The sequence below is a fragment of the Desulfomicrobium apsheronum genome, assembly GCF_900114115.1.
Lineage (GTDB): Bacteria > Desulfobacterota > Desulfovibrionia > Desulfovibrionales > Desulfomicrobiaceae > Desulfomicrobium > Desulfomicrobium apsheronum.
This window is the reverse complement of sequence record NZ_FORX01000005.1, coordinates 1-9,948: the sequence shown is the minus strand read 5'-3', so window position 1 is coordinate 9,948 and position 9,948 is coordinate 1. Positions and strand designations below refer to the sequence as shown.

Annotated in this window: 9 protein-coding genes; all 9 read left to right on the top strand. The window is 52.8% G+C overall.

Features of this window, described 5'->3' with window-relative positions; all coding sequences use genetic code 11:
• Positions 1-5 precede the first annotated feature (5 nt).
• Positions 6-1,187 (top strand): polysaccharide biosynthesis/export family protein, encoded by a 1,182-nt coding sequence (locus BMZ40_RS06770; RefSeq protein WP_218143744.1) that lies wholly within the window; start codon positions 6-8, stop codon positions 1,185-1,187.
• A 12-nt stretch (positions 1,188-1,199) separates the two neighbouring features.
• Complete coding sequence (locus BMZ40_RS06765; RefSeq protein ID WP_092373404.1) at positions 1,200-1,976, top strand: ABC transporter permease; 777 nt, start codon at positions 1,200-1,202, stop codon at positions 1,974-1,976.
• Complete coding sequence (locus tag BMZ40_RS06760; RefSeq protein ID WP_092373402.1) at positions 1,973-2,635, top strand: ABC transporter ATP-binding protein; 663 nt, start codon at positions 1,973-1,975, stop codon at positions 2,633-2,635. The genes BMZ40_RS06765 and BMZ40_RS06760 overlap by 4 nt, the downstream gene beginning before the upstream one ends.
• A gap of 69 nt (positions 2,636-2,704) precedes the next feature.
• Positions 2,705-3,790: a KpsE/RkpR family capsule polysaccharide export protein gene (locus BMZ40_RS06755; protein ID WP_092373400.1), complete on the top strand. Its 1,086-nt coding sequence runs from the start codon at positions 2,705-2,707 to the stop codon at positions 3,788-3,790.
• Positions 3,791-3,935: 145 nt separating this feature from the next.
• On the top strand, positions 3,936-6,062 hold the full coding sequence (locus BMZ40_RS06750) for a hypothetical protein (RefSeq protein WP_092373398.1): 2,127 nt from the start codon (positions 3,936-3,938) through the stop codon (positions 6,060-6,062).
• Entirely contained in the window at positions 6,059-7,546 is a 1,488-nt protein-coding gene (locus BMZ40_RS06745; protein ID WP_092373396.1) for an FkbM family methyltransferase, read from the top strand. Before BMZ40_RS06750 ends, BMZ40_RS06745 begins: the two co-directional genes overlap by 4 nt.
• Complete coding sequence (wecB, locus tag BMZ40_RS06740; protein WP_092373394.1) at positions 7,543-8,778, top strand: non-hydrolyzing UDP-N-acetylglucosamine 2-epimerase; 1,236 nt, start codon at positions 7,543-7,545, stop codon at positions 8,776-8,778. The genes BMZ40_RS06745 and wecB overlap by 4 nt, the downstream gene beginning before the upstream one ends.
• A 146-nt stretch (positions 8,779-8,924) precedes the next feature.
• Complete coding sequence (locus tag BMZ40_RS06735) at positions 8,925-9,665, top strand: nucleotide sugar dehydrogenase (protein ID WP_218143743.1); 741 nt, start codon at positions 8,925-8,927, stop codon at positions 9,663-9,665.
• Positions 9,666-9,696: 31 nt separating this feature from the next.
• Positions 9,697-9,948: IS66 family insertion sequence element accessory protein TnpA (gene tnpA, locus BMZ40_RS19790; RefSeq protein ID WP_425429354.1), on the top strand; the 252-nt coding region annotated here is incomplete at its 3' end.

The window sequence follows — 9,948 nt, the reverse complement described above, 5'->3', positions numbered from 1 at the left end:
GGCACATGAAGATAACGAAAAAATACTCCAGCGGCTGCACCATGTTGTGCTGCATGGTGCTGCTCATGATGACTGGTTGCGCGACCATGCCCGGCTGGATTTCATCGTCGGGCGCCAGTCGGCAGCAGGTGCAGAACAGTCCTGATAACGCGCGCATCCAAGGCATCCAGCTTGTGGATGTCACCGATGCCCTGGCGAGAAGGCTGGGCGAAGGCAAGAAGCTCGGCCGGTTTGACATGATCTTTCCCGCATCGGAAGCCAACAACTATCTCGTAGGCCCAGGCGACATTATTGAAGTCTCGGTCTGGGAGACTCCTCCGGCAATGCTTTTCGGCGCCGGAATTTTCGATCCGGGGGCCGGGACCATGACCTCGCATGCCGTTTCGCTTCCCGGTCAGATGGTCAATTACGATGGAATGATCACCATGCCTTTTGCCGGACGGATTGCCGTCAAGGGGCGCACGACCCAGGAGATTGAGGAGGACATCGTCAAACGGTTGCGGGGCAAGGCCAATGCGGCGCAGGTGCTGGTGCGTGTTCTCAAGAACAATACGTCGAACGTGACGGTCGTGGGCGAAGTGAGTCGGAGCGCGCTCATCCCCCTGACACCCAAAGGAGAGCGTCTGCTCGATGCTCTGGCCGGAGTGGGCGGCGTCACGCAGCCGGTCAACCGCATGGCTGTTCAGCTTTCCAGGGAAAATGTGACGGCGACCATGCCGCTTGATGCGGTCATTCGCGACCCCAGACAGAACATCGCGCTCAAGCCCGGCGATGTCGTCACGGCCCTGTTTCAGCCGCAGAGTTTCTCGGTTCTGGGCGCGACCGGCAAGAACGAGGAGATCCCCTTCGAGGCCCAGGGCATTTCACTGGCGCAGGCCCTGGCCCGTTCGGGCGGCCTGAACGACAACCGTGCGGACGCACGCGGTGTCTTCATTTTTCGTTTCGAGGACCAGAAGCTGCTTGATCTGAACGAACCCGCGGCAAACTCCACGGACGGCACTGTCCCGGTGGTCTACCAGATCGACCTGCGCGATCCGGCGTCTTTTTTCGTGACCCAGAATTTTCCGGTCCAGAACCGTGACGTGATCTACGTAGCCAACTCTCCGGCAGCCGAGTTCGAGAAGTTCCTGCGGCTTGTTGTGTCAGTGGCCGTGCCGAGTCTGAACGTCAACAGAATGTTGCAATAGCGGATACGAGCAATGCGCAGTTCATTGTCCATAACCATCTCCGTCTGGCGCGCGATTTTTCTGCGCGAGGCGCTGGATCGTCTTTTCAGGGAACGTGGCGCCTGGTTCTGGCTGCTGATCGAGCCTGTGACGCACATTGGGTTCATCGCGCTGGTGTGGAGAGCACTTCGTGCAAGATCTATTGGCGGGGTCGATATTGCCGTGTGGACTATGGTCGGCATGCTGGCGTTCTTCCTGTTCCGGCGCACCGCCATTCAGGTCATGTTTTCCGCTGATTGCAATAAACCGCTTTTCGTCTACCGGCAGGTCAAACCTTTCGATGCGGCCATTGTTCGGGGCGGGCTTGAAGCTTTTGTCATAGCCCTGATATCGGCAATAATTTTGGTCATCGCGTATTTTTTGGGTCACGATGTGATCCCGGGCGATCCTCTTTTGGCCATGTCTGCGGTTGCTGGTTTGTGGCTGATCGGAATGGGGTACGGCCTTGTGACTTCGGTGCTCATAGAGTTGATCCCGGAACTGGAGCATATATTCAAGATCCTGATGTTTCCTCTGTATTTGATTTCGGGTGTCATCGTGCCCATCTCTTCAGTGCCCTTACCCTACCGCGATTATCTGATGCTCAATCCCATAGCGCATGGAATTGAAGCGGTGCGATTGGGCTTCATGCCGCTTTACCATGTCGTGCCTGGAGTTAGCCTAAGCTATCTTTATGCATTTTCTGTTGTGAGTATTTTCTTGGGATTGTTGATGTATCGACGATACGCGCTGCGATTGGTGATGCGATGATCGTTATTGAAGATGTGCACAAACGCTATAAAACCGATCATGGGATGGGCAAATGGGTTTTAACGGGTATTACCTTAACGATTCCGGCCAAGACCAACGTCGGGCTTATCGGAGTGAACGGCGCGGGTAAGTCCACGCTGCTGCGTCTTATTGGCGGGGTCGATCATCCAAGCAAAGGGAAAGTCCTGCGACATTGCCGGGTTTCCTGGCCCATGGGGCAGGGCGGGTTGGAGGCTACCCTTTCCGGTCGACAGAACGCCAAGTTCGTCTGCCGGGTTCATGGCCACCAGGAAGACCTGTCGGACCGGATCGCTTTTGTTCAGGAGTTTTCCGAACTGGGCAGCGCCTTTGACGAACCTATCAAAACCTATTCCTCAGGCATGAAATCCCGGCTTCAGTTTGCCTTGTCCCTGGCTTTCGATTTCGATGTGTACATCTCGGACGAGGTCACGGCCGCCGGGGATGCCGCATTTCGCAAAAAAGCGGCCGCTGCGTTCAAGGATATGGCTGGTCGAGCTGGCTTGATAATGGTTGCGCACAATGAATCCACACTGAAGCAGTTTTGTCAGGCAGGAATTTGGATTACTGACGGGAAAGCTTATTGGTTCGATCAAATTGATGATGCTTTGAATGCTTACAGGGAAAGTACTGAAAAGTGAATTATATATGATTTTAATAATTTTGATTATGCCATGTAAAATGCGTAATAAAAGTGGGTGCTTTTTAATATGAAATTTTTTCGGTATGCGATTATATTTGTTTTTATCATGTCTGTTTTGGCTACTGCGTATTGGATCTTTGTAGCTTCAGACAGATATGTTTCGGAAGCAAATGTCATTATTCGCAAAACAGACTCAGTGAGCGCTTCATCATTCGATATATCTTCGCTTATCACCGGCATCGCCGGCGTCAATCGCTCCGACCAGCTTTTGCTTCGGGAATACCTGCTCTCGGTCGATATGCTCAAGAAGCTCGATGCCGAATTGGATTTGCGCTCGCACTACAGCGACAAGCGACAAGACCTTGTTTCACGGATGTGGTTCCAAGATGCCTCCATGGAATGGTTCCACCGTCATTACCTGTCGCGGGTAAGCGTTGAGTATGACGACTTTTCAGGGGTCCTGCGAATTCGGGTGCAGGCCTACGATCCCAAGACGGCCCAGAGCATAAGCGGTTCGCTTGTGCAGGAAGGGGAGCGCTACATGAACCAGCTCGGGCACGAACTGGCCGAAGTACAAGTGGCTTTTTTGACCAAGCAGGTGCACTTGGCGCAGCAGCGTTTTCAGCAGGCAAGCCAGCATCTGCTCGCGTTTCAGAATAAAAAGGGATTGGCTTCTCCTCAGACGACTGCGGAAAGCATAAATGAGATCGTTGCCCAACTCGAAGGAAAGCGGACGCAGCTTCAAACGCAATTGGCCTCTCTGCCCACTACTTTGGACCGTGATCATCCCAACATCAAGATGCTCAAGCAGTCACTCGCAGCTGTAAACAGCCAGATCGACCAGGAAAAAGCCAAACTGGCCGCGCCGTCCGGAAAGACGCTGAACTTCACCGTGGAGGAGTTTCAGCGTTTGGAAATGGAGGTGACCTTCACGGGGGATATCTACAAGACTGCCTTGGTCGGTCTTGAAAAAGGACACATGGATGCAACGAGGATGCTTGAAAAAGTTTCGGTTCTGCAGGCTCCAACCATGCCCGAGTATCCCATGGAGCCGGAGCGAGTGTACAATACTGTTGTTACCCTGCTCTTTGCCTTGTTGCTGTCAGGTATCCTGAAGCTGCTGGAGAGTATTGTACTCGACCACGTGGATTAAGGAAAATGATGGAAATTTTTGCCATATTAGGCCCCCCTTCTGAGGCCATCAAGATGTTTTTTGTCGTCAAGGCTTTTTTTGTTGATTTGATATCAACCATATCACGAAGCTTGAATTTGATGTTCGAAATAAGGAACAACGAAGTATGACCGACAATCAGATTATAACGTCTCAACCGGCAGAGACTGAAGCCCAAGCGCGCCTGAGAGTTATGGAAGAGGAAAACGAGCTGTTGTTCCTGCAGCTCCATCAAGTACAGGAGGAGCTTGAGAGATATTTTTTGAAATGCCAGGATCTTGAGAGGGGAGGAGGAAGCTCTTGGTCCGGGGTGTCATCGGCTGGCGGCTGGGTGGATGATGATTTGCCAGCCGTGCAGGCCGAGGTTTCCCGGCTGACCGCCCTGGTCGAGACCCAGACGCGGCTGCGCGAGATCGAAGCGAAAAATGCCCTCAATGCCCGTCTCGGGGATATCCTTATTCAGAGCGTCTCGCCTTCCGGGAGTTTGGTGGGCTTGCCGGGCAAGCTGATGGGGATCTGGAGGGCGTCCAAGGCGCAGCAGCCCCCGGCTGCGTTGGGCGGCAAAAATTTCGACAAGGTCATTGAGGTATTTCAGAAGGGCGGCTTGGAGTCCGTGAAGCAATTGCTTGCAGCGGAGCCTGCGCCGGAGATGCGGGCCAAGGCGTATACGGCGCTGGCACGCCAGCAGATGAAAAACGGCCTTTTCACGGATGCGGCCCTCTCCGCGCGTAGTGCCTATGAAGAGGAGCCGAAGTCTTTCCGCCTGAAGTGGCTGGCTTTTCGCTTGCATGACGCGGGGGAGATGGCCGAGGCCGACGCGTGCCTTTCCCTCCTTCCCCAGGACACGCCTTTCAGCGATTCCGAAGCACGTCAGCGCGATCAGGTGCGCTACGAAGCCAAAAGCGCGCGCCTGCGTGAAGCCAAGCAAAAGACCGGCTTCGAGTCGCGACGCCAGGCAATGGAAAGTCAGATGCAGACGCTGCGCCGCGACTGCGATCAGCACGCCCGGCTGGTGGCGGAGCGAGAGGCGGAGATAACGTCGTTGCAGCAGGCGCAGGCGCAGCTTGAGCAGGAAAAGTCTTTGGTGGCAGGGCGCCTGGAGGAGACGGAGCGTCGGGTTCAGGAACTCGGCCAAGCCAGGGAAGACAGCTCGAAACTGGCGGCAGAACGAGAAGGAGAGAACGAGTTGCTTCTGATGCAGTTGCATCAGGTACAGGAAGAGTTGGAATGCCATTTTTTGAAAGTCCAGGAACTTGAAAAGGCCCATGCGTGTTTGGAGCAGGAAAAGTCGGAGTTGTCTGTGCAGCAGGAAACCACGGCCAGATTGCTTGCGGAGCGAAACGCGGAGATCGAATCGCACAAGCTGGCATGTTCGAAGATTGAACAGGAAAAGCTGGCTATTTCCCGGCAGCGTATAGAATCTTCCCTGTTGCTTTCAGAACGTCAGGCAGAGATCAAAATTTTGAATCAGACTCGGACTCAACTTGAGCAGGAGAAATTGATCCTGGTTGGGCAGAATGAAGAGTCGACCAATCTGGCCGCTGTTAGGCAGGAGGAGATCGAAGCTCTGCGTCAGACCTTGGAAAGTTTTGAGGAGGAGAAAGTCGGGTTGGCCACGCAGCTGGAAGAATCTTGCAGGCTATCCGCTGAACGGCAGGCAAAGATCGACTCCCTGCGCCAGGAATTGGACAGGGTACATCAGGAAAAGGCGGAACTGAGCGCAAAGATGGAAGAATCCGCCAAGCTGTCCGCCGACCGGGAGGCTGAGATCGAGACCCTGCGTCAGACTCTGGCCAACCTTGAGCATGACATGAAAGAGATGGCTTCCCGGCAGGAAGACTCAGCTAATCTGCTCGTTACTCGTCAGGCAGAGATTGAGTCGCTGCAGCAGGCCTTGGCTCAACGTGAACGGGATGGGGCGGTGCTAACCGGGCAGCAGGATCAATTGTTCAAGGAAGTTGCGCAGCGGCAGGCGGAGATCGACGCTCTGCGTCAGGCTGAGGGAAAATTTGAGAAAGATCGATTGGCCCTGAAAAAGTCAATTGAAGAATTGACAAGGCAGCGAGACGAACTGTCGCAGTTGGCACAGGACAGAGCCAGACAGTTAGAAGAGTTGCAACACAAAGCTCAAGAAAGCGAGGCTGCGGAATCTGAACTGGCGACCCGTCAGGAGATGATTCGCGAAGAGATGGCACGGGCAGAGGCGCAGCTTGATTTGTTGAAGGAGATTCTTTTGCGGGAGCAGGGCCTATGACTGCGAAGTCTTCGACTGATCAAGAAGATGCCCTTGTTCGGCAGTCAAGAGGAGACGAGGTTGCCGCACTGGAGACAACTGTCGTTCCTTATGACGAAAACCTTCTCGAACGCGTCCGCATTCAATGGCAGTTCGGCGATTGGCAGAGTCTGTGCAAGTTGTCGCGTGAAGCAATACAGCATCATCCCGATCGCGCTAAGCTTGCTCTGCTGGCCGCCGCTAGCCGCCTGCAAACCGGCTATGACGCCGAAGCCAGACAATACATCCGCCTCGCACAAGACTGGGGCGTGGGTAGAAAACTCCTCAGTAGAATTCTCATATCTGGCGTGCACAACAGCCTTGGTTGCGCCGCCGCTGTTGGCAACCAGCCACAACGGGCCCTGCAGCATTTTGAAAAAGCCCTCGTCGTCGGTACACCCAGCGCAGACACTCGTCTAATGATGCGGGCTCGCGCTAGTGAACAATTTTCGAAGCTTGGATTAAAATTCCCAGAGAATTCCGACGAATCGCTCGATACTAAGTTTAAACGCAATTCGCGGATTCCATTTAGTGTCGGACAACTATACTCCCCTCCCCCGATTTCCATAGATATGTTTTTTTCCGAGCGTGAAGGTGATCGCGCTAGATCACTGGAGAATGTTAAAAAGAGGTTAGATAAGATTAACGACACAGAAACGTTCCCTGAACTAACTTGGGTTTCCGTCGAGCATAGAAGCAATACATTCTTTTTCACGCACTTTTCGGGCGACTACATTCCAGCAAAGATGGCCGAGAAGAGTCAGTTCTACGAATCGCTTTTTCTCAACCTTCTCGCTAGGTTGCATCAGCCTGGGAAGGTGATCGTTGACGGAGGGGCGAATATTGGAAATCACACAATTTTTTTTGCAGGAGTTATCGGTGCTCCTGTGATTGCATTTGAACCCCAGCCATTCAATCATAGTTTTCTGATCACAAACATATGTTTGAACTGTCTGGACGAAAAAGTCGACGTCCGCAAGGTCGCCCTCGGTGATCATGTAGGACACATTTCTTTGTTCCAGGCGCTACCTGGCAACTTTGGGTCGTTTACAGCTGACATGGCGCTTGTGAAACAGAAGGACGGGGATGATTATTTCGTTACTCCGTTTGACGTCCAAGTCTCGACCCTTGATGTCGAACTAGCTGATTTCGAGGAAGCCATCTCAATCATCAAACTGGACTTGGAAGGGATGGAACTCGACGCGTTGCGTGGGGCAAGAAGAGTTATAGCGAAAAGCTTGCCAGTGATTGCCGTTGAATGCTTCACTCTATCCATGTTTCAGGAGATCAATGCGCTCCTTAAGGCTTTTGGTTATTTCGTCATTGATTCAGCCAATGCCACACCAACCTTCATATTCTTAACTCGGAGGAATCTCCATCATGTCGAAATGCTTTCTAAATATTTGGAAATGTCCTCGGTGGGCAAATTTTCTTCAAATTCATCGTTCAACGAGAAAGCATCATGAGTGATATAGAAAAGACAGCAGTACTCAAGGTGTTGACTGTATTCGGCACCCGACCCGAAGCCATCAAGATGGCCCCCGTGGTCAAAGCGTTAGCGCAAGATCCGACTTTCGATGCCAGGGTCTGTGTCACCGCCCAGCACCGCCAGATGCTCGACCAAGTTTTGGAATTATTCAACATTCAGCCGGATTTCGATCTCAATCTGATGAAACCCGGCCAGGATCTTTCCGATATCACATGCAACGTCTTGACCGGCATGCGTAAGGTGTATCAGGAGTGGCGGCCGGACATGATTCTGGTTCATGGCGACACAACGACCACTCTTGCCGCCAGTCTCTCGGCTTACTACGCGAAGGTGAGGGTTGGGCATGTCGAAGCAGGCTTGCGAACGTTCAATAAATATGCCCCCTGGCCGGAAGAGATGAATCGCCGTATTACTGGGTCGCTTGGCGATCTCCATTTTGCCCCTACGCCCAGTGCCCGATTGAATTTATTGCAGGAAAACGTGCCTGAATCAGCCATCCACGTCACTGGCAACACCGTCATCGATGCCTTGTTGGAAGTGGTGCGTCAGTTGCGTGATGATGCAGGTCTTCGCAGTGTAATGGAGGCACGTTTTGATTTTATTGATCCTGACAAGCGTCTTATCCTGGTTACTGGCCACCGTCGCGAGAATTTCGGCTTGGGGTTTGACAACATTTGTCATGCATTGGCCGACATCGCCGCGCGCGGCGATGTGCAGGTGGTCTACCCAGTGCATTTAAACCCGAATGTACAGGAGCCTGTACGCCGCATCCTTGTGGATGTTCCGGATGTCATCCTGCTTGAACCACTTGACTATCTGCCATTCGTTTACCTGATGGATCGTAGTTCGCTTATTGTCACCGATTCCGGTGGCGTGCAGGAGGAGGCTCCATCCCTGGGTAAACCCGTGTTGGTCATGCGTGATACAACTGAACGTCCCGAAGCCGTGGACGCATGTACAGTTAAACTCGTTGGTACCGACCGGGACAAGATCGTTTATGAAGCTAACCGTCTGCTCGACGATCCCGCTGCTTACGAGACCATGTCCCGCGCCCACAACCCTTATGGGGACGGTTTGGCAGCGGGGCGCATTCGAGAGCGCCTACTAAATGATTTAGGTTCTGTTGCTCATCATAATTTTCAGAGGTCCACAATGCCCCTCCTCTCGCAATTCCACGATTCGGCAGGGAGATTTGTGAGCACCTCTTAAACGAGTCCCGTTTGAGTATCGCTTAGTAGATCTTCAAAATTTTAAGTGATTCCGGAAATTTTGGTTCAAAAAATGTTGTCACAATGTTTGATTTTTTCCGTGGCAAATGGTCTCTCTTTTTTAATCTTTAACCTAAGAAAATAACCATGTTCAATACAATATCTATGATCGGGCTCGGCTATATTGGTTTGCCCACTGCGACTCTTTTTGCCTCGCGCAAGAAGAAAGTCATCGGTGTTGATATTAATCAACACGCTGTGGATACCATCAATCGGGGTAAAATCCACATCGTGGAGCCGGATTTGGACATGCTGGTCCAGGCCGCCGTGACGTCCGGCTATCTGCGGGCGACCACAATGCCTGAACCGGCTGACGCCTTTCTCATCGCTGTACCAACCCCGTTCACGGATGGGTACAAGCCTGACCTGAGCTATATCCAGGCCGCTGCCGAGGCCATTGCTCCGGTCCTTAGAAAGGACAATCTGGTCATTCTGGAATCAACATCGCCCGTAGGGACTACGGAGAAATTGGCCGAGTGGCTGGCTAAATCCCGCCCGGATTTGACTTTTCCCCAGCAGGCCGGGGAGGCGGCAGATGTCCAGATTGCCTATTGTCCGGAGAGGGTTCTGCCGGGCCGGGTTGTACATGAACTGGTTGAAAACGACAGGATCATAGGAGGCATGACCCGGGCTGCCAACTTCATGGCTGCGGCATTGTATAAGATTTTTGTGCGAGGTGATCTTCTTGCCACCAACGCCCGTACGGCGGAAATGTCCAAGCTGACAGAAAATAGTTTTCGCGATGTGAACATCGCATTTGCTAATGAGTTGTCCATGATCTGCGTAAGCGCTCACAGGTCCGCATCTATCCATAAATTTTTCATGTGAGATAATGGGCCTCCAATTCAAGGAGGTCTTCATGAAAACTCAGTTTGCACAGAATCGCGCGGCTCGCTGGATGGCGCATGTCCAGCAATGGCGGGAGAGTGGCCTCGGTAAGACCCGATACTGCCGCGAAAATGGTTTGGCTTTGAGCACGTTCCGATACTGGATAACAAAGTCCCGACCATCTTCTGGCGGCGAATCCGCCGCAATTCCCGCTCTTGTGGCGCTGCCGTTTACGTTCGCCTCGAAAGCCCCGTCTATTGGCCTCATGGTCTCCAATCGTTAC